General features: G+C 44.1%; 23 protein-coding genes, 1 tRNA gene and 2 pseudogenes. 4 read left to right on the forward strand and 22 right to left on the reverse strand.

What is annotated here, in order from left to right:
• Window positions 1-15: 15 nt before the first annotated feature.
• The 8 genes from LDO73_RS15395 to LDO73_RS15430 form a co-directional block, all read right to left on the reverse strand.
• Complete coding sequence (locus tag LDO73_RS15395) at window positions 16-1,122, reverse strand: fatty acid desaturase family protein (RefSeq protein ID WP_224059182.1); 1,107 nt, start codon at window positions 1,120-1,122, stop codon at window positions 16-18.
• The gene (locus LDO73_RS15400) at window positions 1,109-2,233 is read right to left on the reverse strand and encodes a sterol desaturase family protein (protein ID WP_224059184.1); all 1,125 of its coding nucleotides are present in this window, start codon (window positions 2,231-2,233) and stop codon (window positions 1,109-1,111) included. The genes LDO73_RS15395 and LDO73_RS15400 overlap by 14 nt, the downstream gene beginning before the upstream one ends.
• Window positions 2,230-2,853: a phosphatase PAP2 family protein gene (locus tag LDO73_RS15405; RefSeq protein ID WP_224059186.1), complete on the reverse strand. Its 624-nt coding sequence runs from the start codon at window positions 2,851-2,853 to the stop codon at window positions 2,230-2,232. Before LDO73_RS15405 ends, LDO73_RS15400 begins: the two co-directional genes overlap by 4 nt.
• 2 nt (window positions 2,854-2,855) lie before the next feature.
• The gene (locus tag LDO73_RS15410; protein WP_224059188.1) at window positions 2,856-4,133 is read right to left on the reverse strand and encodes a F390 synthetase-related protein; all 1,278 of its coding nucleotides are present in this window, start codon (window positions 4,131-4,133) and stop codon (window positions 2,856-2,858) included.
• The gene (locus LDO73_RS15415; protein ID WP_224059190.1) at window positions 4,130-4,930 is read right to left on the reverse strand and encodes an MBL fold metallo-hydrolase; all 801 of its coding nucleotides are present in this window, start codon (window positions 4,928-4,930) and stop codon (window positions 4,130-4,132) included. The genes LDO73_RS15410 and LDO73_RS15415 overlap by 4 nt, the downstream gene beginning before the upstream one ends.
• Entirely contained in the window at window positions 4,927-5,934 is a 1,008-nt protein-coding gene (locus tag LDO73_RS15420; RefSeq protein WP_224059191.1) for an NAD-dependent epimerase/dehydratase family protein, read from the reverse strand. The genes LDO73_RS15415 and LDO73_RS15420 overlap by 4 nt, the downstream gene beginning before the upstream one ends.
• Entirely contained in the window at window positions 5,931-6,929 is a 999-nt protein-coding gene (locus LDO73_RS15425) for a 3-oxoacyl-[acyl-carrier-protein] synthase III C-terminal domain-containing protein (RefSeq protein WP_224059192.1), read from the reverse strand. Before LDO73_RS15425 ends, LDO73_RS15420 begins: the two co-directional genes overlap by 4 nt.
• 168 nt (window positions 6,930-7,097) lie before the next feature.
• Window positions 7,098-8,237, reverse strand: coding sequence for a glycerate kinase (locus tag LDO73_RS15430; RefSeq protein WP_224059193.1), 1,140 nt, complete (start codon window positions 8,235-8,237; stop codon window positions 7,098-7,100).
• 533 nt (window positions 8,238-8,770) lie between these two features.
• Here LDO73_RS15430 and LDO73_RS15435 point away from each other — a divergent pair.
• From LDO73_RS15435 to LDO73_RS15450, 4 genes and pseudogenes are all read left to right on the forward strand, one after another.
• The gene (locus tag LDO73_RS15435) at window positions 8,771-9,064 is read left to right on the forward strand and encodes a helix-turn-helix domain-containing protein (RefSeq protein WP_224059194.1); all 294 of its coding nucleotides are present in this window, start codon (window positions 8,771-8,773) and stop codon (window positions 9,062-9,064) included.
• Between the two features lie 188 nt (window positions 9,065-9,252).
• On the forward strand, window positions 9,253-9,825 hold the full coding sequence (dicD, locus tag LDO73_RS15440; protein ID WP_423810895.1) for a division control transcriptional repressor DicD: 573 nt from the start codon (window positions 9,253-9,255) through the stop codon (window positions 9,823-9,825).
• 126 nt (window positions 9,826-9,951) lie between these two features.
• Window positions 9,952-10,027 (forward strand) — tRNA-Phe (locus LDO73_RS15445).
• 21 nt (window positions 10,028-10,048) lie between these two features.
• A pseudogene (locus LDO73_RS15450) lies at window positions 10,049-10,443 on the forward strand (Arm DNA-binding domain-containing protein); the annotation flags it as partial.
• A 110-nt stretch (window positions 10,444-10,553) separates the two neighbouring features.
• Here the strand turns inward: LDO73_RS15450 and LDO73_RS15455 are convergent.
• The 14 genes and pseudogenes from LDO73_RS15455 to LDO73_RS15520 all read right to left on the reverse strand — a co-directional run bounded on the left by LDO73_RS15455 (window position 10,554) and on the right by LDO73_RS15520 (window position 22,866).
• Entirely contained in the window at window positions 10,554-11,225 is a 672-nt protein-coding gene (locus tag LDO73_RS15455; RefSeq protein ID WP_224059196.1) for a hypothetical protein, read from the reverse strand.
• A gap of 566 nt (window positions 11,226-11,791) precedes the next feature.
• Window positions 11,792-12,334, reverse strand: coding sequence for a fimbrial protein (locus LDO73_RS15460; protein WP_224059197.1), 543 nt, complete (start codon window positions 12,332-12,334; stop codon window positions 11,792-11,794).
• Window positions 12,335-12,349: 15 nt separating this feature from the next.
• Entirely contained in the window at window positions 12,350-12,901 is a 552-nt protein-coding gene (locus LDO73_RS15465) for a fimbrial protein (RefSeq protein WP_224059199.1), read from the reverse strand.
• Window positions 12,898-13,365: a fimbrial protein gene (locus tag LDO73_RS15470; protein WP_224059201.1), complete on the reverse strand. Its 468-nt coding sequence runs from the start codon at window positions 13,363-13,365 to the stop codon at window positions 12,898-12,900. The genes LDO73_RS15465 and LDO73_RS15470 overlap by 4 nt, the downstream gene beginning before the upstream one ends.
• Before the next feature lie 41 nt (window positions 13,366-13,406).
• Window positions 13,407-13,925: a fimbrial protein gene (locus tag LDO73_RS15475; protein WP_224059203.1), complete on the reverse strand. Its 519-nt coding sequence runs from the start codon at window positions 13,923-13,925 to the stop codon at window positions 13,407-13,409.
• A 15-nt stretch (window positions 13,926-13,940) separates the two neighbouring features.
• Window positions 13,941-14,561 carry a fimbrial protein gene (locus LDO73_RS15480; RefSeq protein ID WP_224059205.1) on the reverse strand — a complete coding sequence of 207 codons (621 nt, stop codon included), beginning with the start codon at window positions 14,559-14,561 and terminating at the stop codon, window positions 13,941-13,943.
• Window positions 14,562-14,597: 36 nt separating this feature from the next.
• Window positions 14,598-15,359, reverse strand: coding sequence for a fimbria/pilus periplasmic chaperone (locus tag LDO73_RS15485; RefSeq protein WP_423810859.1), 762 nt, complete (start codon window positions 15,357-15,359; stop codon window positions 14,598-14,600).
• Between the two features lie 86 nt (window positions 15,360-15,445).
• The gene (locus tag LDO73_RS15490; RefSeq protein ID WP_224059207.1) at window positions 15,446-17,965 is read right to left on the reverse strand and encodes an outer membrane usher protein; all 2,520 of its coding nucleotides are present in this window, start codon (window positions 17,963-17,965) and stop codon (window positions 15,446-15,448) included.
• 55 nt (window positions 17,966-18,020) lie between these two features.
• Window positions 18,021-18,557: a fimbrial protein gene (locus tag LDO73_RS15495; protein ID WP_224059209.1), complete on the reverse strand. Its 537-nt coding sequence runs from the start codon at window positions 18,555-18,557 to the stop codon at window positions 18,021-18,023.
• A gap of 35 nt (window positions 18,558-18,592) precedes the next feature.
• Entirely contained in the window at window positions 18,593-19,111 is a 519-nt protein-coding gene (locus LDO73_RS15500; RefSeq protein ID WP_224059211.1) for a fimbrial protein, read from the reverse strand.
• 482 nt (window positions 19,112-19,593) lie between these two features.
• The gene (locus tag LDO73_RS15505) at window positions 19,594-19,911 is read right to left on the reverse strand and encodes a helix-turn-helix domain-containing protein (protein WP_224059213.1); all 318 of its coding nucleotides are present in this window, start codon (window positions 19,909-19,911) and stop codon (window positions 19,594-19,596) included.
• A gap of 792 nt (window positions 19,912-20,703) precedes the next feature.
• Window positions 20,704-20,807, reverse strand: a pseudogene (locus LDO73_RS15510) (type I restriction endonuclease); the annotation flags it as partial.
• 100 nt (window positions 20,808-20,907) lie between these two features.
• Window positions 20,908-21,831 (reverse strand): aminoimidazole riboside kinase, encoded by a 924-nt coding sequence (locus tag LDO73_RS15515; RefSeq protein ID WP_224059214.1) that lies wholly within the window; start codon window positions 21,829-21,831, stop codon window positions 20,908-20,910.
• 39 nt (window positions 21,832-21,870) lie between these two features.
• Window positions 21,871-22,866: a LacI family DNA-binding transcriptional regulator gene (locus tag LDO73_RS15520; RefSeq protein WP_224059216.1), complete on the reverse strand. Its 996-nt coding sequence runs from the start codon at window positions 22,864-22,866 to the stop codon at window positions 21,871-21,873.
• Window positions 22,867-22,991 lie beyond the last annotated feature (125 nt).

A 22,991-nucleotide genomic window follows, 5' to 3' on the forward strand; every position in this document is an offset into this window, starting at 1 on the left:
TCTATACTGACCAAATTATCTAACCCCTTCCCCTGTCCCCATTCGCTTTAAAAACCGCTGCTGATAACGCCACAAGGTTTTGGCATCAACACAGTGATAATCCATGCCAAATTGCGCGGCGGTTTGCTGAATAATACGAGCAAGCTCTGGGTAATGTCGGTGGTGCCAATTGGGGAATAAATGGTGCGTCAGATGCAAATTCAGCCCGCCGAGCCAGTAAGTCAGGCACTTCGGCGTGGTTTGCCAATCATAGGTGGTTGAGAACGTATGAGTATAAAACCCTTGCTCCATACGCCCTGAATCTGGCGCAGTATAAAAGGTAGCCTTCGCCCAATGAGTGCCCAAAATCAGCACCACAAAAATAAATGATGCGAACATTTGGCTAAGCAGATAAACACCCAATAACGTGCCAATGCCGATGCCATAAGGGGATAAAACCCAATACGGTAATAATATGGCTAAGAAAAGATGCAGGATTTTACTCAGCAAAAATACCCCAATACCTTTCGCACCCTGATGGCGCATTTTTGGAGCCACGCGGGTGAAATGAAAACGGTCAAACCAATCGTAGCCCCAAATCAGCGCGGGAAAGGTCATTGCCGCTATCAACGGCCAATATAAATGCTGCCAACGCATAAACGGATACCAACGTTGGTATGGCGTTTGGCGCAGTAAAAAATTCTCTTCAATATCCAGATCATAATGGCGAACATTGGTATGGGAATGGTGAAAAACAATATGCCGCACCCGCCAACAATCGGGGTCTAGCCCTAGAGGGATTGTTACCCAGAAATTGACTATCCTATTAAGCGCCCCTCGCCGAAAAACGGCGTTATGAGAAGCATCGTGCACCATGTTAATCGCCAGCAATAAGGCAAAGAAAATAAACAGCGGATAACCCACAAAAAACAGCATTCCGCCTTGGGAGCTGAGCATCAGCCCGTAGCTGCCTAAACACACCAAAATCAGCGTCAAACTCTTGAGATAGACCCAGCTATCGGCAAAGCGGTGATCGCCCTTTTCTTGCAGATACCCCTTCGCCGCTTGCTGCAATGCACGGTGAAAAGCCAAATCATCCCGCTGGCGAAAAGCGAGGGGTGGTAATGGCTTAGGCTTGTACATCACGACCATCCACGGGCGTTGTCCCTATGCCTATTAGCACACAAGTGCTGTGCAGCCATAACAGCGCACCCACCACCAGCCAGAATGGTGTTAGCCAGCCTGCAACGATGATCAATAACAGTGTCATGCTGGCAACCGAAAACCAGCTCCATTTCCCCCAACCATAGCCGCTTGATAAGCCAGACAACGCGACAGTCCCCGCCGCTAGCAGCAGAAATAACCCAACTTGCTCAAGGGTCGTTCCATTAAAACCGTACCCATAGCGATACACGTAGCCAATCACCAATGTGAACAGCAGCAATGTCCCGCCCACTAGCCCCATTTTTCCGATGTGATAACGAGGTGAATGCATCGGTTTATTCGCTTTTTTCACGCCAAAAATACGCAAAAATGGGCGATTACTGTCTATCAGCGGATTTTCGGTAGCAGCCTCACCGCCAATACCGTATTGATGGGGCGTTTCAGGAGATTGTGAAAACGTCCCAAATAGCTTGTCCCAAATAATAAAGCTACCGCCAAAGTTACGATTGGCGTACCCGCCCGTTTTAATATGGTGAACCCGATGATGATGCGGTGTCACCATCCACGCTTCCAACCATTTAAAACGGGGAATTAACCCACTGTGGTTAAAAAATTGAATGGTGTAATGAAGCACAGATACCGTCATAAAGACGGTGAGCGGCACCCCCATCAAGGCCAATAACAGAAAGAAAGGAATAGAGGTGAGTGAGGAATACCACGAATTACGTACTCCTAACGAGAGATTAAAATGCTCCCCTTGATGGTGCACCACATGCACTGCCCACAGAAGGCGGTAACGATGGTGCAAACGATGAAGCCAATAGAAACCTAAATCCCAAGCCAATAACGTAAACAACCATACCAGCCACGTTGGCCAGCTATCGGTAAGGCCAAAAGAAAAATGCGTGACCACAAAACCGTAGCAAAATAGTTCTAACCCACGGAACAGCCACAGCATGATATGCCCAGAATTAAGGTTAAACACCACATCTTGCCAGCTGAATGAAACGCGCTTTTGGCGGGCTATAATCAGCGCTTCCACCATCACAATCAACACCATAAAGATAATGGGAAATGTCAGTTCATTCATCGCACTCTCCGTGACGGATTAACCGCCAATAAGCGAAACGTCAGTAAACGAACAACCGTTGTCGCTATCCACGCACAAGCCGCGCCGCCAACCACATCAATAAACAGGTGCCGCTTCAGCATTAAGACAGAAAAAATAATCATCAACGCCCACAATAGCCACAAGAGGTTTCTCAAAAATTGACCTTTTCGACACAAAGCCCCCCATGCAATTAACGTCAACGATACATGGAGCGAAGGCAGCATATTTTGTGAGGTATCCACTTGCAATAACCCAGACAGTGCCTGCTGAGTCAACCCGCTCCCTATATTTTGAGGGAATTCTGCTGTAGTTGGATAAATCAAATACACTAAGCCAGATAGCACCGCACAGAGGATCATCTGCCACATTAACGGCTTCACTTTTTCTGCGTTACTCAGCAGATAACCACAAGGAATAAAAAGAAAAAAAGAGAGATAGAGCCATACTGCGTTTGGTGAATAACCGATTGCATCATCAATCATCGTGGGGGAAATAACGTGTGCAGAGGAATAAATATGCCCCGTCAATGAGTAGATAACCCCAACGCACCCCCAACCTAATAGTAAATACCCCACGCGCTGCCACGCTGACATCGACATTGTCATACCGCCTCCCGCGTGATCCGCCGGCGCTTAATTGCCATCACTGTCACAGGCAAGTCGGTGTTGAGTTGCCATTGAAGGTGCTCAGTCACTGCACCTTGCAGTTCAAAGTAGTCAGTTAGTGCTTGCTTACATCCTAATAGCACCGCTTCTTCACAATCCGCGGATAAAGTAAATAACTGCCCTTGTTGATGAAGTCGGTAATCTGTTTCCGTCGGTAGAGTATTGCACATCACTCGGTTACAGGCGTCCGCAAACAGGGTTATTGGTTCACCTTGTTGATTGGTTAACACCAATTGATCATCGCTGCGCCCTTCAATGCATTCAATGGCTATTTGCGCATCGCCGCAAGGGCATGGGGTCTCCCTAACGACCAAGATATCATCGAGTTGATAACGCACTATAGGCTGAGTTTGCCGCGTAAAATCGGTGATAATCGGTGAAAAACGGCGTTCATCAATCCACTGTTTTTCAATATGCAAAAAAGCTTCATTCAGATGCAATGTGCCATGAGGGCAGGTGCAGCCAAGAAAACCTTCCGTCGCTTGGTACACTTCGCCCACATCTGCAAAAATGGTTTTTAGCTGGGCTTTATCATCTGCATTTAGCACTTCCGCCACTGATATCACCCTTTTTGGGGTTAGTGAGCACTCATTTCGCTGCTGGCGCTTTGCAATTTCCACCAGCACCTGAGCAGGCGCAACAATAATGGTAGGCTGCCATTCATTAAGCGCAGCAAGATGCTCATCGAAATCTCCCAACAAGTCGTAAAACTGAAATGAGAGCCAGCGGTTATTCACACTTTCATATAAGTTATTGTTTGCACGTAGAAACAGTGCAACACGCTCTCCAGCAAATAGTCCATCCGGCAGCATCTTAGCGAGCATGGTTCCCGACCAGCGGGCTTGCTCATTTGGGCTGACGACAAACACACCCCGCTTTCCTGATGTCCCAGACGATAATCCCACACTGAATTTCCCCACTGTTGGGGAGAAATCACGAGAAGATTCGCTCTGCTTTGCGCAAGCAAGCAGCTCATCCACTTTCAGCCCTTGGGTATTCATGCGGTCAAAATGCTGCATCATCAAGGCTTTGTTCATCACAGGCCACTGAGTAAGCGCTTGCTCACAATATGCAGAAAAATAGGGACTGCGCCGTAAGAAACGGTGCGTAAATGCTGATAATTTTCGCTGTTGATATCGCTCTAGCGCTGCACTATCCGTAAAGCGCAGTCGGCGAGCCTGCCAGTAATACCACAGAATTTTCAGCAGTTTCACAGCTCGCCCTCATGACACAGTTGGATTGGTATCTGGCGTTTATCAATCTGATGCAATTTATTGAGCGTGTCGTAATAGGCTTGGCGGTCATCCATAATCAGATTCGCCACCGCCATCGGCCCGCGCAATTCTCGGTAATTCGTTGGCGACCACGCTGCATCCCCCGCCAGCAAGATCCAGCCGCCATCCGTCGCCACACATAATCCAGTATGCCCCGCGGCATGACCCGGTAAGGGCACGGCAATTAAGGTTTTTTCTGGGTTTATTGCGTAGCCAAATCCTAATTCGGCTAAGGCTTCTGGCAGCGCAATACGCTCAAAGCCTTCATAAAACCGTGCTCTTTCTTCGAAATCTTCAGGGATCAATCCGCGCACAAAGGCTTTACGTAATGCGGAAAATCCAGTTAGATTGCGCGTTTTTTGCCACCCTTCCCCCGAACAGATCAGCGGTACAGAAGGGAAATCCCGTAGCCCTGCAATATGGTCACCATGGAAATGGGAAATAATCACCCCTGTAATATCAGCGGGCGTGATGCCATCCGCCTTGAGCTGAGAAACGAGAGCATCCTTGGTATCAAAATAGACAGGTGTAACCGCACGATATAACCGAATAATCCCTTCACGGGTGTGGTCATAAAAGTGGTCTGCATACCCCGTATCAAATAGCCAGCGCTGACCATGCCCCTCAATCAGCCATGCCCGCGCAGGGAATTTACACGCTTTCATACTGGCACCTTTGAGGGCAACACAACCGGGATGAGTACAATATCCTACTTCAAATACCCGAATATTCATCATGGTTTGCCCTCTTGATTTTCGTTAAGCCATTTTGCGGTGCGTGCTATGCCCTCCGCCATGGAGTAGCGTGGGATGTAACCGAGTTCCTGCTGAGCGCGTTCATTGTTTAAAATCATCGTAAAATAAGCAGCGCCGAGGCTATAACGGGTTAATAACGGCTCTTTTCGCTGCATAATCGCCAATTTTTCTAAGCAGAATGCTACGCCATATAATAGCGAATAAGGGGCAGATTTAATCTGGCATTCAGTCCCCGTTTGGGCAAATAGCGCACGTAATGTTGTCGCTAGTGGCTGAGGATCTTGGTTGGTAATATTAAATATCGAGCCGCTTTTTAACGGCTTTTGGGTTGCCAACATCATGGCATCCACCACGTTTTCGACGTAGGTCAAATCAAAAGCATTCTGCCCACCACCGGGTAAAATAAGTTTTCCATGACGCGCGCGAACTTGAGCCATTAACCGTGGTAAAAGCACACGGTCATGGGGGCCAAATAATCCACGAGGGCGCAAAATCACAAAGGTGGTTGAAGGATAATTCGGCACTATCTTGGCAATTTCCTGCTCTGCCAGAAATTTGGTGCGGGCATAATCGTTAGCAAATTGCGTGTTGCTCGTTGATTCGAAAATATTGTGCTGATGAGTAAAATTAAAATAGATTGCAGGGGTGGAGATATGTACAAACCGCTCGATACCCTGCTCAGCTGCTGTCTGCGCCAAGGTTTTTGTTGCTTGCCAATTGATGGCTTCAAATGTTTCACGTTCCCCCCATGGAGCCGACAGTGCGGCACAGTGCCAAATTGCCTGACACCCAGCCATCAATTCACGCGCGGTTTCTGGGGTCAACTGTGCTAATTCAACAGGAATGAATACTGCCCCCGCATCCGTTAATTCCTGACCAATGGCTAAATCACGCCCGCAAGCTCTCACCTGATGCCCATCACGTAGCAAGATTTCTGTGGCATTGCGCCCAAGCCCGCTGGTCGCGCCTGTGACTAAGATTTTCATGGTATAAGAACCAGTGCGGATAACGCCAAACCAGCTGCGGTTCCTACCAGCATTACGTGGGATTTGCCATAAAAACGGTCGGTAATAATGGCTTCATGCAGCGCGGAAGGAATTGATGCCGCCACTTGGTTACCGTGTGTGGCATAGATATCGACTAACTGCTCGGCGGTGACACCAAGGCGTTTGCGCATATGTTCCAAGGATAAGTGACTCGCTTGATGGGGAACCACAGTATCTATCTGCGCTAAGGTCACTCCCGCTTGAGACAGTATTCTCTCCATAAAATCCTCAACCATAGCTGATGCCATTTTGAATAACGGTTTACCTTTCATGTGGAATAAAAAATCGCTCGGCTCCATACCTGAGCGCGGATTACGGCGAGTACCACCCGCTCTGATCTCACAAAGGTCTAACCCTTCAGGATAGGTTTCCAGACGAAATGCCAAAATACCGCTATTCCCATCGCCGCGCTCAACAAGAGTACAAGCCGCACCATCCCCAAAAATAAGCGATGATTCCTCATGTTCCCAATCAATTCCTCTGGAAGCAATATCCGCAGAGACAATGGCAATTCGCCGATATTGATTAGTAGCGAGTAGCCCACCGGCGATTTGCAATGCCGATAAGTAACTCACACAGCTAGCATTAACATCAAAGCAGGCAATGCCAGAATGAAGTGCTGAACTAGCGAGAATATGGGCTGCGCTACAAGGTAGGGCTTGAACGGGAATTGCCGATGCGCAAATCAAGGCATCCACAGAGGCAGGGTCAATATGGTGGCGAGTTAATGCATCATGGATTGCGGCCGCGGCTAATTCAGCTTGGCTATCGGTATTGGATGCATGATAGCGCCAGCGGATCCCCGAACGTTTTTCAACGTAACCGTTCGGCTTATTTAGACGTTTATCCAAATCCATCGACAAAATTTTATGTGCAGGTAGTGCGATGCCAGAAGCAATAATTTTCAGTGGCACAAACGTGTTGGGGTTAAGCATTTTTTACCTATTCTTGTTGTTTATTGCTTTATTAACCCTTCATTTATCAAATAACTCGCCATCATGGTATCGGAAAAAGTGCATATAAAATAAATATTGGATAAGTCAGTCTATTTTCCATCAAATAAATGCGTTTAGCTTTTATTTCAAAGGCGGCAAGCGGTTATTTCAAAGGTGACGACCCATATTCAATACTCGAGCCACATTGCATGCTGTATTTTCTAAGTTTTCAGCCCCCTGATTGAGCGCCTCGCTAAGCGGAGACAATTTTGGAAGAATGCTAAATACCGCCGTTACACCTTCTTGGTGCAGCCTTTCCACTCCATCCCCTAACACACCGCTTAATGCAATAACCGGAACCTGATGTTTTGCCGCGAGTCTCGCAATACCGATGGGTGCTTTTCCGCCGGCGGTTTGCCCATCCATGCTCCCTTCTCCGATGATCACCAAGTCGGCATCTTGTAAATGTTGCTCAAACGCTAAAGCGTCCATCACAATCTCAATACCAGATTTAAGCTCACCGCCGAGTAGCGCAGCGGCTGCAACGGCTATTCCCCCCGCCGCGCCGCCACCTGCAAGATAACGATAATCAGTTCCCGTTAACTGTTGAAGAAGCGCCGCAAACTGGGTTAATCCGTTGTCCAACTCAGACACCATTTCTGGCGTTGCCCCTTTTTGGGGACCAAAAATAGCGGCGGAACCTTGTTTTCCCACTAATGGGTTAGTCACATCACAAGCAATATCGATTTTGCACTGGGATAAACGCGGGTCAAGTTGCTGAATATCAATATGCGCTATCTGCAAAAGGATATTACCCGTATTCCCCAGCAATTGGTGGTTTTTATCATAAAACCGGACACCCAGCGCCTGTAACATACCGACACCGCCATCCACGGTGGCGCTGCCGCCAATCCCTAAAATAATCCGCTCAACACCTTGAGTAAGGGCATTAGCGATTAATTCTCCTGTTCCATAGCTGTTCGTCAGCATCGGATTTCGCTTGGCTATAGGCACTAACATCAACCCACTGGCTTGCGCCATTTCAATCACCGCCGTCTTGCTTTCGGCTAATAATCCATAATAAGCCATCACAGGGAAGCCTAAGGGATCGGACACAGTTGCTGATATTTTTTTGCCTTGCTGCGCAGCGACTAGCGCATCCACCGTTCCCTCCCCACCGTCAGCGACTGGCAGTGAAATATATTCTGCGTCAGGAAACACGCGTTTAAAGCCTTTTATGACTGATTGAGCCGCAAGCTCGGCGCTCATGCTCTCTTTAAAAGAGTCAGGTGCAATGATAATTTTCATTAATCCGCATTCCTTATTTGCACTGTGTAATATTTATCTTTATTTCTATAAAATATTTAAAATAATGCCGATAATCAATAAACAAATCTGTATATTTATGACGAAGTAAATATAAATCTTTCTCTCGAAACATATTTATGAATAATATATATATAAGTGTAACAACCCATTACCTAATTAATACTTTATTATTATTTTTTGCGTTATTTTCGTAAAAAATAACTCAGCAATTTTCGCCATAAAAATCACTCAAACCCCATAAAACTAGATTATTAAACCATTTAAATTGAAATAATCGAATACAAAACCCACAACCTCTTACAGCCTTACTCTCTAACTGAGTTATTAAAATAGCTATTAACTATCGAAAACAGCCTATCAATCCGTCATAAATATTGGTAATTAATTTAACTTAGCGGTTAAATACTCCTAAATTGATCCAGTCAATTTTCGATTACTCTCGCCAATTAAAGATAATAATATTTAATTATCTTTGAATACTATTATCTCAATAAAACTCGCATGGAGGGATCATGCTAGCTAATCAACAATTCGATAACTATGAAGTATCCAATTACATTGGTTCATTTCTTAAACGACGACGTAAAGTTGTTGGGCTAACCGGCGCTGAACTCGCTTCTCGTTTAAGCATCAGCCAGCAACAGATTTCTCGCTATGAGCGAGGTGTCAATGCGATTACTATTCAAAATCTTTTGGGAATTTTGCATGCTTTAGAATTAAAAAAGCACGACATTGATGAGTTCCTACAAAATATTTTCAATTTTTATCATATCGATATTGATATGGAGAAAAAGTTGTTTAACTAGAAATTAATTTTACTAAACAACTCGTTAGGTATAGAGAGGGTAACGCCTCTCTACCTCTTCTCTCTGACTTCCCCATAATTCCTCTCAATCCCCCTCATACCTGTGACAAAATCAACGCCTATAAATCAACTTTGAACATTGCTATGATGGAAAAATTAGCAAATCTTGTGATGGAGATAACGATGAGTATCCAGCGCGACACTATTTTGAGCCATGCGTTAAACCAGTTAGAGAAACAAGGGTTATCCGCCTCGACAGAAAGTTTACTCACTGAAATTGAATCCGATTTTACGACCTTACGCCAGTTTTGGCCTGATGATGAAGCACTCGTTTATGATTCTCTACGCTATCACGGACAGCAAATTGAAGTGTGGCAGCGCCAAACCTTATTAGATGAGCAACTCAGCCCACAATTAAAACTCATGGCTCGTTATCAACAACTGGCAGAAAAAGTCCGTGAAGGGCGTTTCCCTGGCTGCCTGTTTATTTCCGCCTGTAACTACTATCCAGACCCAGAGCACCCCATCCACCAATTAAGCCGCCTGCAAAAATCCAACTCATTCAGCTTTACTAAGCAGTTGCTTGATGAGCTAGATATTGAAGATGCAGAACTCGTCGCCAATCAGATGGAGTTGGTCTTGGAAGGTTGCTTAAATCGCTTGTTGGTCAATCGCGATATTCGTGATGTGGAAATTGCTCAACAGCTTTCTGAGGATATTTTGGCTATCGCCCTGTGCCGTAAAAAAGGTGCGTTAAGTTAAAATTCGTACACTCGCACGTTAAACAGGCACTTTTTGTCGAAAAAGAAAACACTCAGTCAGAAAATGGTTTTTTTTATAAAAAATGCATTGACGGGAACAGCCTAATACGGTTTAATGCGCCCCGTTGCCCGGATAGCTCAGTCGGTAGAGCAGGGGATTGAAAATCCCCGTGTCCTTGGTTCGATTCCGAGTCCGGGCACCACTATTTAAAGAACCCGCCCTAGTGGCGGGTTTTTGCTTTCTAGCGCCAGCTAAAATTCAGATCGCTAAACCCGATATAAAATCCTATAAATTAACCGATGGTGCAGGTTTGCATTTATTGGTTCACACTAATGGCTCTAAATACTGTCGGTTACGCTACCGCCATTAAGGCAAAGAGAAAACCTTAGCCCAAGGTTTATACCCTGATGTCTCTTTATTGGAAGCTAGACTAAAATGTGATGAAGCCAGAAGTTGATTGCTGACGGCATTGATCTATGTGAACAAAAGCGTGTGGCTAAAGCGACCTCAGAAGCTAATCTCTCTTTTGAAACAATCGCACGGCAATGGCATGCCAGTAATAAAAAATGCTCTGAATCCCACAGTGAGAAGGTTTTAAAGAGTTTAGAGTCCCATGTAATCGCTATTGATGAAATGAAGTAACTCAATAAATTTTTAAATTCCCATATCTAATTATCTGCCTCCCTTTTACATGTAAACTCAGAAAGGAGGCGGATAATTAGATTTATTTAATTGTATTCTGCGGTCACTACCATAGGCAAATCATACGTTCCACTGACTGTCTCACCTGAAAGTATAGCATTAACCCGTGTAGTGTCAGTTACGCCCCCTGGTACAGTGAAGGTATAACTCGGAGATCCACTGCTAGGAAATATCACTGATAGTGCTCCCCCAGCAAAGGTGTAGGGACCAGTTCTCCCTGAAGTATCGGTGATCTTCAAAGTAACCGATGCGGGTGCAGAACACACAGATGAAAAGTATTCTTGTCTTTCTTCTTGTGTGGTGCCGGCAGAGATTTGTCCAAAGTCAATATCGGGCATATCGAATTCACAGGTTGTTAATACCAACTCCACATCAGCGATAACAATATCTCCTGTGTTGTTTTTCGCTGCTAAGGCCACTGTAGGTATTCCTCCAGACTGCTTGCCACCCATCGTTGCCCAAAATACCGGTATTTCCGTTCCGACAGGAAAGAGGATAGATGATGGTACCGAGCTCCCGCCGGGATATGAGTAAGTACCAGCCGGTCCATCGACTACGAGCACCCAAGTTGGAGAGCCAACGTTTACGGAGATATCACAGAGTTCGTTATTATTAACAGAACCCGCCACCAGCGAGCAAGACCCTGTGCTTGCAATGTCTGTATAGAAGTACATCTGGTCGCATTGAATTCCCTGCATACTACAACCACGATTAGGATTTATGATAACTGAGGAGCCCGACGGATACCCTATGATTAGGCCCGGAGCACAAGTCACACTGTTACAGAGGCCGTCCCAGTCATTGTTATTTCTGCCGCGCTGGTGCAACCACCCACCACGCATAGAGCCAGATATCCCAACCCACTGAGCATTATATTGTTGACCAGACGTATGCGTAAGAACTATCGGATCCCCATAGGACTTTGAATAAACGCCATCAGCAGACCAGAAACAACCATGCAATTGCACTTCTGTAAGTGAAGAGCAGCTACTTTGAGCAAACCCACTATTACTGTACGAAAAAGATGTCCATTGGCTTGCTAGGGCACCAGCACTAAAAAAGAATGAAAGAAAAATGGAGACGAAAGAAATACGCCTAGCAGTATAAAGTAGATGATTCATTATGTTCATATTAAGATACCTTTTAGTAACGTTATTTCTTACGGCGTGAGCCATTGTTATGTTTCTCCCGCTTTCATCCTCGGTTTTATCGCTCAGCGCTAGGAGCTGTATATTGGATAGATAAACCACCACTTCACCTGATATTATTCATAGCTCATGCTGTACGTCAGTACCGCCGAAAAATCCCCTGCCGCCAAACTCTTATTCGCTAAAGCACTTTGTTGGCCCTGTACATACGCTTTCATCCGAATGACCATGTCTCCATCACGGAGCGGCACCTTGTACACTGTCCCACCATTAATCGGAATAGGACGTCCATCCAAGTACTCCAGCCCAATGCCTGCACCTTTTGCGGTACTACCAGATGAAAAGGTCAATAGCCCTTCATTGTCCACCGATCCCATAAACGTCGCCGTAATCGTATTTCCCAACGACGTATCACAATCTTCCAAATAAAACTCAATCGTTTTTCCTACGGTGCGAGTAAAACGGTACAAGGATTTGGTCGGGATCGTCCCCATGTCCACGTACAAATTGTTCATTCCCGGTACGATGGTGCAAGGTAGGGCGATTAACGTGCCACTGTATTCAATGCCTATACTGCTATCAGCTTGCACAGACAATGGCATGAAGAGTATTCCACCTAGTAGGCTCAATAAGGCACCATTACACACTGTTCTTTTCATGGTTTATCTCCTCATCTAGGGATACTGTATTTCCATTGAGGCCATAGCGCTAAACGCCCCTTCCAGCAACACGGTATCGGGATCAGGGTCTTTTACTGGTACAGCTATAAAAGAAAGACTCTTCTGACCATTACTGGACATCGTGATCGGCAAACCACTACCCGACTCTGGTGGAAAAATAGGTGGTATTACCGTTCCATCATGAGAAAGTAAAATACCTAGCCCACGACGGTTAGTTTGTAAGGCTTGAGTGTTAAATGATGTTGCATCCACTCCGATATACTTCAACACCAAAGCCACGTTATTACCTAAATTCGAACCACATGTAATCGTCAAACTAAGCGGTTCCGCATAATTCACCCCATCAATCCGTGTAATCCCTACCTCACCAAAATCGATCTGTATCGGGTCATTGTCCCCGTACACATCGCACGGCGGGTTACTGATTAAGGTGCCACTAAAACTGGCATCGGCACTGGCAAAAGATGACAGCCCCATCAAAGTAGCGGCGATAACGACGTGTTGTAATTGTCGAGCACACACAATTCCTTCTCGCCCCCCCATCATTGATACTCCACAGTCAGGCTGGCTGTCGCGTAAAAATCCCCGTCGTCATTATCGCTCAACGAGTTACTCCCTTCCGGTGCCACTGTAATCGTTGGTTCATCGCCATATGAAAATGAATAGTCATCATTCAATTCATATGTAAGTCCATCAACATAGAACTGCAGGCCTAAATTCGCTTTCGACGTCCTTAGCAAATATCCATCCCAAGAAGTCGGTATGCCACTAATCCTTAAATTCATTGCATCGGAGGTATTCGCATTCTCACAATCAATGGTATACGGCACATCCCGAGAATATTCAGATCCCTCTTGCCCTTGCACATCTCGAATGAGGACATCCCCAAAATCCACTTCAATCGGGTCATTGTTATTTATCATACACGGTGAATTACCAATCAAAGTGCCACTGAAAGTAGCTTGTACCGCCAGTGCACTCAGTGGTGCCACAAACAGTGTTATCATCATCCCAGCGCACAGATAGAGCTGACTACGTAATTGTTTTTCCATTATTGATACTCCACATTAAACGTTGCTGAGGCGGAAAAATCCCCACTATCGACACCAATAGGGCTACTTAAGACAGGTACCACGCTAAGTTCAGGAAGATCACCGTACGTAAACGGCACCCAATCATTCACTGCGAAAATCGTCCCGTCTGACTTAAAACGCAAGCCCAGAGCCGGCTCCGAAGTTTTCAGTAAACCGCTGTTAAAATTTGCACCTGTACCACTGAACTGCAGCTTTAAACCTTGGCTATCCGCGACCCCCGCACACTGCAACGTGTAATAAATGGGCATCTCATATTTCACGCCATCGATGGTATTAATCAGTAAATCGCCAAATTCCACCGTAATTGGCTCATTGTTGTTCACCTGACACGTGCTTTGGACAATAGATACTTTGATATTAAAATTGACACTGTCTGACCCCGCCTGACTTTGTAAGCTCCACATTAATGTTCCACTCATTAGCCATGGCATCAATCTGATCAGCCCCCTCCGAGAAAGGAATGGAATGATGTTCATCTTTGTATGGCTTCCTTACTCGTACAACATTTCAAAAGCAATCAAAGCAGAGTAAGCACCCGGCTCCAACAATCCAATTCTTACGGGGGTGACGTAATAAGTCAGTTGGCTTTGCCCTGACGGTAATAATTGCGGCTCACTTTCTTGGCCCATAGGTAATAAAGTACCCTCCGGTGTTGTCACGGCTAACCCTAACCCTTGAACCCCATTCACTTGCACAAAATCGGTATAAAATGGCACTGTCGGGGCGACAAAACGTATTTTGACCGCAGGCTGTGTTGAGCTCCATGCTGTCATGCCACTTTGCACATTTTTCAAACGCGTGGTCATTTCGATACAGTCTTCCAGTTCAATTTGGAATGGCACGGGAGTCCCTTTACCATTGCGCTGCAATTCAGCTGTTTCAATATTTCCAAGATCAACCGATTGGTATGCCGATGTCATCGCTAAACGACATGGACTTTCCGTGAGTGAACCTGATACATACAACATGCCATTTGCCCCATCCACATTCCAATTATCAACAGGACGATAAAGGCGACTATTACTGTCCGCTGCCATCGCATTCACACTACACGCCAAGGCGCTACTCAATAATATGCGCTGTCCATAACGCCACATCTTGCTTGTTTGCATCGCTTTTTCCTCCTGTCGTCACTCTGAGTATCCGCCTTACGGATTTTGGGGTTGACTATCAGCTACTACGTGGCATTCATTACCTTGGCATTGGAATGTCAGCACAGGACGTCCACCATAATCATTGATGTACGTTAAGACCGGCTTTGTTCCCAATACGCTGGCTTTCATTCCTAATGACATTTCACCAAACGGGGCAATCATGACAGGGGAAAACTCTTTCCCTTTTTCGCCTGCCGAAGATGCGTTGGCGGCAGCATTGATGATAGTCACGTAATACGGTGTCGGGTTTTTCACCGTCACTTGTTCACCCGCTTTTTGTAAGGTGAGTTTCTCCTGCCACGGTGTGCCATTTTTATCCGCTTTGATAGCTTTAGGTCGATAGAACAGCTTCACACGAGTTTGCAACGCAATTTGTAACGTATTGGGCTTATCGCTTTTTGGTGGAATTTCTCGTAAATTAAAATAAAACAGGCTTTCTCGGTCTTGTGGCAACCCATTGATAGCTGGTAATGCCTCAATTTTCACTTGGCTCGATTTTCCGGGCTCAATACGTTGAACCGGAGGCAACACCACCAACGGAGAGCTGATTTTTTTACCCTCGGCATCATCAATCCACCCTTGAGCAAGATAAGGGAGTTGCTTATTGTTATTCGAAATGTTCAATGAGATAGACTTTTGACCACCATCAAAAATGACTCGGGTACGATCTAATGACACGGCTGCCTGTGTTGCTTGGCTGAGTAACATCCCACCCAATAAACACACCATGGCATACTGTTGTTGATTCTTTTTCATACTGTTATAAACCTTATCTTTTCTTAAACTGTTTATGCTGTGAGCCAGTCAAAAACACGCCACACAGCTATCAAGTCCCGACAAACTTATTGAGTCTCCGGGGTACACTGCAGTAATAAAGCGTCATCCAAGCTACCCAGCGTATCGGGGAATTGAATTTGGCACGTGCTGTTCTCTCCCCATTGCACGGTCATGGTTTCATTCGCATTAATTCCGCTGATATAAGCGTTGCCAGCATCACCGACAAGACCGGTACTTTGCCCTTTTGCATTGAGAATTTGTGCACCGAAAGGTGGGTAACTCCCATCAGCTAATCGCAATACCGTCATGGCTTTTTGGCCTGCGACAACCGAAAACTTACGGTAACCCACTGCACCTTCCGTCAGCGTGGCCTGCACGACGGACTTCTGTGCATCTACGTTGTCTGGCAAGGTATTTAAATCAATCTGAGCTTTACTGCGGTAATAGCTACTCACATCACCCACAATCGCTTTGCCAAATGCATTTGACTCCACTGGTGCGCTAAATCCTTTAATTGGAACGCCTGATACGCCTTCCGTATCCACCAACATACGTGTTCCCCCCAGTGTGTTCATGCGATGGAAACCAGCGCCTTCAGCTGTTAGTGTCAATCCACCACTTGCTGAAAGCCCATATGCACTGTATTGGTTATGTTGATAACTGGCATTTGCGGTTAAACGAGCAACATCCCCTTGATGGGTAATAAACGCCGCACCAGAAGCTCCTTTGCTTCTGCTACCTGCACTCAGTTGGTAGGTTGTACGTTCATTAAAACGATCGTGATAGGTGACACGATTCGTGGTGTCGTAGCGACTATTGTTCATTGAATACCCAACATTTGCCCCATTGTTTAACGGGAACGATGTTGATAAAAAGACGCTGTCATCTTTAACGCCGTTATACATATTGCGATTTGCTGAGATATTCACACTGACATTTTTAATTGAACCAATATCAAAGTATTTAGAGACTGACACACTGTAATAATCATTATTAGGGCGATTCCAATACGTTTGATGGTTATAATTCAGGAATACAGACATCCCTGTATCACGGAAATTTTTACTCAGTGATATCGTGTATAACTCTTTATTACTGCCATAACGTTCCCCACTTTTCAGTGCATCCAAAAATTCAGACATGCTCATGAAGTCACGTTCAGAAAAGCGATAACCCGCAAATTGAATTTGGCTATCAATGGCATCAAAACGCTTAGCATAACTTAGCCGGTACGACCCACCACTTAGCGTGCCCTGACCCGGCAGCTTAGAAAAGGCTTGTGTGATATCAAAAGACAGAGCACCAAACGCCATCAAATCACGCCCAACACCGAGTGACGCGGCATTGTAATTTTTACTATTAAGGCTTCCGCCAAAGAGTGACCACCCGTTATTCACACCCCATGAAAACTCTCCAGTGACAAAGCTATCGCCTTCACTGTGGCGTTGATAGTTTGTCGGCTGCCCCAAAGCAAGCTTGTATTGAATTTGCCCAGGACGCGTCAAATAAGGTAAGTTAGCCGTATCAACTTGAAATTCTTGTACTGTTCCATCTTGTTCTTCGACTTTGACATCCAACTTCCCACTGACCGCGTCATTGAGATTCTGAATACGAAACGGCCCCGGCGCGATTTGTTCGGTATACAAGACTCGCCCTTGCTGGCTGATCGTCACGGTCGCATTAGACTGAGCAATTCCCGTAATTTCAGGAGCATACCCCCGCAAATTAGGTGGTAGCATATTCAAATCTGAACGCACACTTGCCCCAATAAATCGAAAGGAATCAAACATGTTTGATACCAAATAATCTTCCCCAACCACTAATTTTGCAGCCAAATAGGGCAATGCGCGGTAAGCGTAAAAACGGCTCCAATCGAAATCTTTATTAACGACATCGCCAGATCCTGTCGCATGATTCAAACGTCCCTGCCAATCCGCACGAAAACGCCATGCCCCCAAATTAATGCCTGTGACACCATTTCCATTTAGAGCATAACTGTTCTGCCCCCCGGTATAAGAACGGTTCGCGTTACCATTGATGTTGTAGTCCAAAATCAACGCGGCAATCCCCTCATCCCAACGAGAAGGGGGATCCCAATTAGGTGCTGTGTACTCTAAATAGGCTTGCGGAATACTGAGGTATAGCGTTGACGTTGCTAGATCACCGCGTACCTGCATACCAGGTAAACTCGCAATATCTAAACATTGTCCATCATGCCACCATGTCAACGCATTGCGATGCGATGAGGTTAATGCAATTTGTTCAACAATCTCTGGGGTTAAGCAAGCCTCGCTCCCTTGAGGATCCCCTTCAGGGGTATAAAAAGTGACTGGCATCTCGGGCAACGTATCGTCATTGATTTTTAATGACAGCAGATATGAGCCAGGCATGATGTAACCAGCTCGTGAAAAGTGTGAAAGGTTAATATTTTCTTTGTCTTCGACATCCAAAACATCCGTGTTGAATTCGATACTGTCTGACGATGAAGCTGCCCATGCACCCGAGATCACACTCATGCTGTACATGAGTGCAATAGACAAGGGCTGCAACGCCAATCGAAAACGAAGTGCAGTGTGTAAAGACATAAAAAATATCCCTGGAAATTAATGACAATAATGAAAAAAGGAATGAAATTGCACTTTAGTAATAATCCACTTTAAAACGGATTGCGCTTTGATAAGGACCCGCACGCAATGGCTGCTGGTCTGACACTAAACGTAATTGATAACTTAATCGCATCGTGGATGGTATAATGGCTTGTTGAGGTAAGGTTTCCCCTGGGATAACGTGGCGTAAATCGGCGTCACGCATCAGTAAGCCCACTCCTCTTGCGTCACCAAAGACTTGAAAAAGACCATTATCGGCAGGTCCATCAAATGTCATGCTCAACGCCTGCCATGCTTGTGAGGGATCACTCGCTTTGGCCAAATCACAGTTCACCAAATATATATCGACATCTCGAACAGGGCCTTCTCCCGTTTGACGGATCACCCCTACAGGTAATACCCCCATATCGATAATTTGTTCGCGCGAATCCATTGCAATACTGCATGCTGCGTCGGTAATTTCACCGTTAATGGTGACTGTTCCCTCCCCATTAGATGCCGCTTGTGCGATAGAAAAGGCAACACAGCCAGAAAGACAAAATGCACTACTTTTTAACCATCTCAATATCACTGTGCTACCCTTATTTACTCTTAAAATAACAAGAATTAGTTGTATGACATGGTGAAGTTAGTCAGCGCAGTAAACGCACCAGGAACGATAGCGGTGGTATCACCTTTCAGATAAGCTGAGAACAATAATGAGTTATCCCCATTTTGTAGTGCGACAGAACCTGCTGTTGCTGAGCCATCCAGTTTCACCGGTACAGCATTAATACCTGTGATAACTACCCCCGCACCCGATGCAGTACCTTGAATCGCTAAAGAGTTAGCCAAATTTGGATTTACCCCACCCGTGAACGTCACTTCTGCGGTATCCCAAGTGGTTGTATCACAATCGACCAGTTCAATAGTAAAAGGCACAGGTCTAGACATACCGCCATTTACTAAGGTTGCAGACGCTACTTGTCCCAGATTAACCGTTTGATCCGTTGACTCTGGAGCGATACCACAAGCCGCTTCAATGATAGAACCTTCAAATGTGACAGTACCTTGCCCAGCATCAGCTGCTAAAACTGATGTACTCATTACGCTAGAAACTAAAGTTGCAAAAATAACCTTTTTCATATTTGCCTCAATAAATAAAATAAAAATAAATAACATGAGAGTGCGATGCCATTTAATAAAAAAGCATTGCAATAAAAATAAAATACATGTAGAAACACTTCATTTTCATTAATTAAAAATAAAGAAAAAACCTAATTTATTAATTATTTTTCATTCAACCAACTAATAAATAAAAAACATTAACTAGCACAATTAAAAATTGCGATTAAAATACATCCCTCATTAAAAATTGACAATTTCGGAGAGGAAGAAAGGGAAAAACATATAATACCCTTCATAAAATCCAGATAGATGACATTTCAAAATTTCCAAAATATTATGAAAAAGCTATCTAATGGAGCACTTATTTAGCTTAATAAATCAATAGATAAATATATCTATATCAATTCAATATAAACTATATTTATAATGAGAAACCTTCCATTGAAACATATCTAATTTATCTGCTAATACTTATCTCATTAATCCACTTTAATTTATTTTCAAATCAGAGTACCATGCTGCTCAAATAATAAATTAAAATCATGATAAAGCTTAGATTCCTTGGCTTCTATACGTTCAGAAACAAAGAAGAAGAAAGACTCCAAAGATACATCCAAATAATGAAGCAAAAGACATAAGGTAGATAACGTTATTTCACAGATACCATTTTCATAGCGTGAAATTTGTTGTTGGGAAACTCCAATGAGTGAACCTAATTGTCTACCTGATAATAATCTTTTCCTTCTTAAGCTTGCAATTTCATCTGCGACAGCTTGAGAAAATAATTCGGTAACTCTCTCTATTCTTTTCAAACTCATCCATAAACCTTAAATAAGAATCAATTTCAAAACATATTAAATAAAACAAATATGTAATCACGAATCTGTTTTTATTTTCAAACAAAATAGGAGTAAAAAACAATAGGGTCGAATTTGGCAATATTTTCAACCAAGGCATGATTTACACATTACCAACACTATAAGTTTGTTAAAATAAATAAATTACAATAGGTTGCGATACCCACACTAATAATATGCCTTAAATTACCAGTGATAAATTTCTTTAAAACCAATTATTTAATTAAAATTCAGAGTTATATATCGATATAAATATTTTTTCATATTTACATTCAAAAAATATAGAGATGTGAAGCAACAATAAAAAAACACACAAAAATAGCATTAAGATTCAGTTAGATATAATCAATTCATCAAATACACATTTAGTAACAATTGTGAACTAAATATATTGAGATGCATAAAACATGTCAAAATGTTATTTTGATGACATTTAATGACAATGAATTTAACTTAAGTAAGGATATATCGTGACCCAAATCACATTAAATTGTATTAGAAATGACACATACATTTAAGACGCTAGTTTTATTTATGGAATTGAAACAAGTTCAGATTACTGTTGCCCACTCCAACATTTTGAGGGAAATTGATGACATCATATTTCCACCACTACACCGAGCATGAATCTCAAAAGTAACCGAAAAGAAATCAGATTTGTAGGTATAGCTCTGCCAACTTCATTCAATAAGCTTAGATGCCAACATGGCAGAACTCACCTTACTAATCAAATACCTGAAAGATAGCAGGAGTGGAGCTTTCTATTATCACAAAAATACTATCTAAATCAGCGTTCAGTCTGTCATTTGTGTTCGCATTCATTGCTACATTGCAAACAACTGGCTTAGATAAATAAACTCTATCTTAAGAAAATAAAAAACTCCTTACCATTCAACCCTGAATTAAATAATAAAAAATCTCTTCACCACCACCCTAAAAAATAGCGCGAAATCGTGACTACAGGCTTTTGAGTAAATCTTGACGATATGGCAATGCGGTCATTGCCCCCTTCGCCGTGGTGGCTAATGCGCCACAAATTTGTGCTTGTCCAATAATCATGCCCAACGTGTTTTCATCACACGGCAAACCATAAACCGCCAGCCCGGCTAATAAACCTGCGACAAAAGCATCTCCTGCGCCTGTCGTATCAACCACCACTACCGGTCTAGCAGAATAATGCAGGATATCTCCCTGCCAACACACCATCACTCCATTTTTACCTAAAGTGACCAGGAGTAAATCAAAAGAATACTGTGCACAAAGTTGTGCAATACCTTGCTGAATATCAGTTTTGCCGCTTAAGAAAAATAACTCTTCTTCGGATAACTTCACCACTGAGGCGAAAGTTAGCGCTTTATGTAAACATTCACGTAATAGATTTTCATCCTGCCAAAGATCCGTTCGGATATTAGGATCAAAACTAACGCGCCCACCTGCACGACGGATTTTTTCCATGGCATAAAATGTAGTACTGCGGCTCGGCTCCGCACTCAGCGCGATAGAGCAAGCATGTAGCCATTCATTTTTCTGAAATACGGGTAAGTCCTCGACTTCTAAAAAAAGATCCGCAGCGGGGCGAACCATAAACGTAAAAGTTCGTTCTCCCTCTTCATCCAGTTCAACCACCACTGTTGATGTACGATGTTGCGAGTCCAACTTCATATAGTCAGTGTCCACTCTCTCTTGCTCTAGCGTACGGCACATGAAGCGTCCAAAAGGATCATTACCGACTCGACCAATAAACCCACTTTGTCCATCAAGGCGAGCAACCCCAGCAGCAACATTCGCAGGAGCCCCCCCGGGAAGCTGAAGTAAGCAACCTTCTCTTTCTGGGATCAAATCAACAACAGCATCACCGAGAACCCACACTTTATCGGTCATAAATTACTCCACAAGCAATATTGAAAATATTCAGTATGATTAAATTGAATCCCTTGGTAACCAAGGAGATGAAATATAGACAGTTTCTCGATGCGTCTCCCCATTAATGATATGTAGCGCGCTACGCTTGCCAATCTCATAATGTGGAAGTTGTACCGTCGAAAGCGGTGGAATAAATAATTCACCGATCCCAACCATATTGTCGTAACCCACAACGGCGACATCTTTTGGGATCTTCAATCCACTCTCTAGCAAGATCTGATAAACGATAAATGCGATCCGATCGTTTCCACAAATGACTGAATCAAAACCCGCTTTTCCATGGTGGATCTGCTTGCGGACAATCTCAGGGATATCTGCATAATTTTCTGTACTTAAAAAATGATGAGATAACGCATCCGCATTAATTCCATGTTCTTCACAAGCGCGCTTAACCCCAAGAGCTCGACGAAGAGTCGCCGGGTGGTTAGCAGGAAGATATAAACACAGCGGTTGGCGGTATCCCGCATTTAATAGCGCTTTCACCGCGTTATATTGGCCATCTTCATCATCAGGTACATAGCTGGCAGTTTGCACATTTAAGCTTTCACAGTTAGCGAGTACTAATGGCACTTTCATCATGTGCTTCGTAATTTCAACCTGCCGAAGCCCCATTGCTGTGTAAATAATGCCATCTGGGCGATGGGAGAAAAGTAAACTCGCGATAGCTTCAGGATCATCACCTTCTAGCATGTTCACCACATAGCTATTCCAACCATGTGAACGCGCCGTTTCTTCAATAGAAAGCGTGATATCGACAGAAAAAGGAGACGTCGCCGTATCTAGCGCCAATACCCCAATCGTTCGAGGCTTTTGTCCTGACCGTGTACCGCGGATAATGCGAGCTGAAAGATCAGGCGTATAACCCGTTTCATTAATTGCTTTTTGAATGCGCTCCAATGTCTCTTTTTTCAGCTTTTCAGGATTATTGATAGCTCTTGAGACCGTCATCATTGAAACACCAGCCAGCTTGGCGACATCTTTTAAGAGTACCATTTTGCCCTCTTCACTCTGATTCCAACGTCTTTTCGTCGGAGTATATCAACCAATAAATAGCCACATGATTGCGAGAATAAGAAACCTGTGACATACCTCTCACACCGACAATGTTAATGTTAACA

It is taken from the genome of Providencia alcalifaciens (genome assembly GCF_915403165.1).
Taxonomy (GTDB): Bacteria; Pseudomonadota; Gammaproteobacteria; order Enterobacterales; family Enterobacteriaceae; genus Providencia; species Providencia alcalifaciens_C.

Excerpts from the sequence above, each read along its gene's own strand:
- LDO73_RS15395 (WP_224059182.1), bottom strand. The coding sequence starts at position 1,122 with ATGTACAAGCCTAAGCCATTACCACCCCTCGCTTTTCGCCAGCGGGAT.
- LDO73_RS15400 (WP_224059184.1), bottom strand. The coding sequence starts at position 2,233 with ATGAATGAACTGACATTTCCCATTATCTTTATGGTGTTGATTGTGATG.
- LDO73_RS15405 (WP_224059186.1), bottom strand. The coding sequence starts at position 2,853 with ATGTCGATGTCAGCGTGGCAGCGCGTGGGGTATTTACTATTAGGTTGG.
- LDO73_RS15415 (WP_224059190.1), bottom strand. The coding sequence starts at position 4,930 with ATGATGAATATTCGGGTATTTGAAGTAGGATATTGTACTCATCCCGGT.
- LDO73_RS15420 (WP_224059191.1), bottom strand. The coding sequence starts at position 5,934 with ATGAAAATCTTAGTCACAGGCGCGACCAGCGGGCTTGGGCGCAATGCC.
- LDO73_RS15425 (WP_224059192.1), bottom strand. The coding sequence starts at position 6,929 with ATGCTTAACCCCAACACGTTTGTGCCACTGAAAATTATTGCTTCTGGC.
- LDO73_RS15430 (WP_224059193.1), bottom strand. The coding sequence starts at position 8,237 with ATGAAAATTATCATTGCACCTGACTCTTTTAAAGAGAGCATGAGCGCC.
- LDO73_RS15435 (WP_224059194.1), top strand. The coding sequence starts at position 8,771 with ATGCTAGCTAATCAACAATTCGATAACTATGAAGTATCCAATTACATT.
- LDO73_RS15455 (WP_224059196.1), bottom strand. The coding sequence starts at position 11,225 with ATGCAGGGAATTCAATGCGACCAGATGTACTTCTATACAGACATTGCA.
- LDO73_RS15460 (WP_224059197.1), bottom strand. The coding sequence starts at position 12,334 with ATGAAAAGAACAGTGTGTAATGGTGCCTTATTGAGCCTACTAGGTGGA.
- LDO73_RS15465 (WP_224059199.1), bottom strand. The coding sequence starts at position 12,901 with ATGATGGGGGGGCGAGAAGGAATTGTGTGTGCTCGACAATTACAACAC.
- LDO73_RS15470 (WP_224059201.1), bottom strand. The coding sequence starts at position 13,365 with ATGATGATAACACTGTTTGTGGCACCACTGAGTGCACTGGCGGTACAA.
- LDO73_RS15475 (WP_224059203.1), bottom strand. The coding sequence starts at position 13,925 with ATGAACATCATTCCATTCCTTTCTCGGAGGGGGCTGATCAGATTGATG.
- LDO73_RS15480 (WP_224059205.1), bottom strand. The coding sequence starts at position 14,561 with ATGCAAACAAGCAAGATGTGGCGTTATGGACAGCGCATATTATTGAGT.
- LDO73_RS15485 (WP_423810859.1), bottom strand. The coding sequence starts at position 15,359 with ATGAAAAAGAATCAACAACAGTATGCCATGGTGTGTTTATTGGGTGGG.
- LDO73_RS15490 (WP_224059207.1), bottom strand. The coding sequence starts at position 17,965 with ATGTCTTTACACACTGCACTTCGTTTTCGATTGGCGTTGCAGCCCTTG.
- LDO73_RS15500 (WP_224059211.1), bottom strand. The coding sequence starts at position 19,111 with ATGAAAAAGGTTATTTTTGCAACTTTAGTTTCTAGCGTAATGAGTACA.
- LDO73_RS15505 (WP_224059213.1), bottom strand. The coding sequence starts at position 19,911 with ATGAGTTTGAAAAGAATAGAGAGAGTTACCGAATTATTTTCTCAAGCT.
- LDO73_RS15515 (WP_224059214.1), bottom strand. The coding sequence starts at position 21,831 with ATGACCGATAAAGTGTGGGTTCTCGGTGATGCTGTTGTTGATTTGATC.
- LDO73_RS15520 (WP_224059216.1), bottom strand. The coding sequence starts at position 22,866 with ATGGTACTCTTAAAAGATGTCGCCAAGCTGGCTGGTGTTTCAATGATG.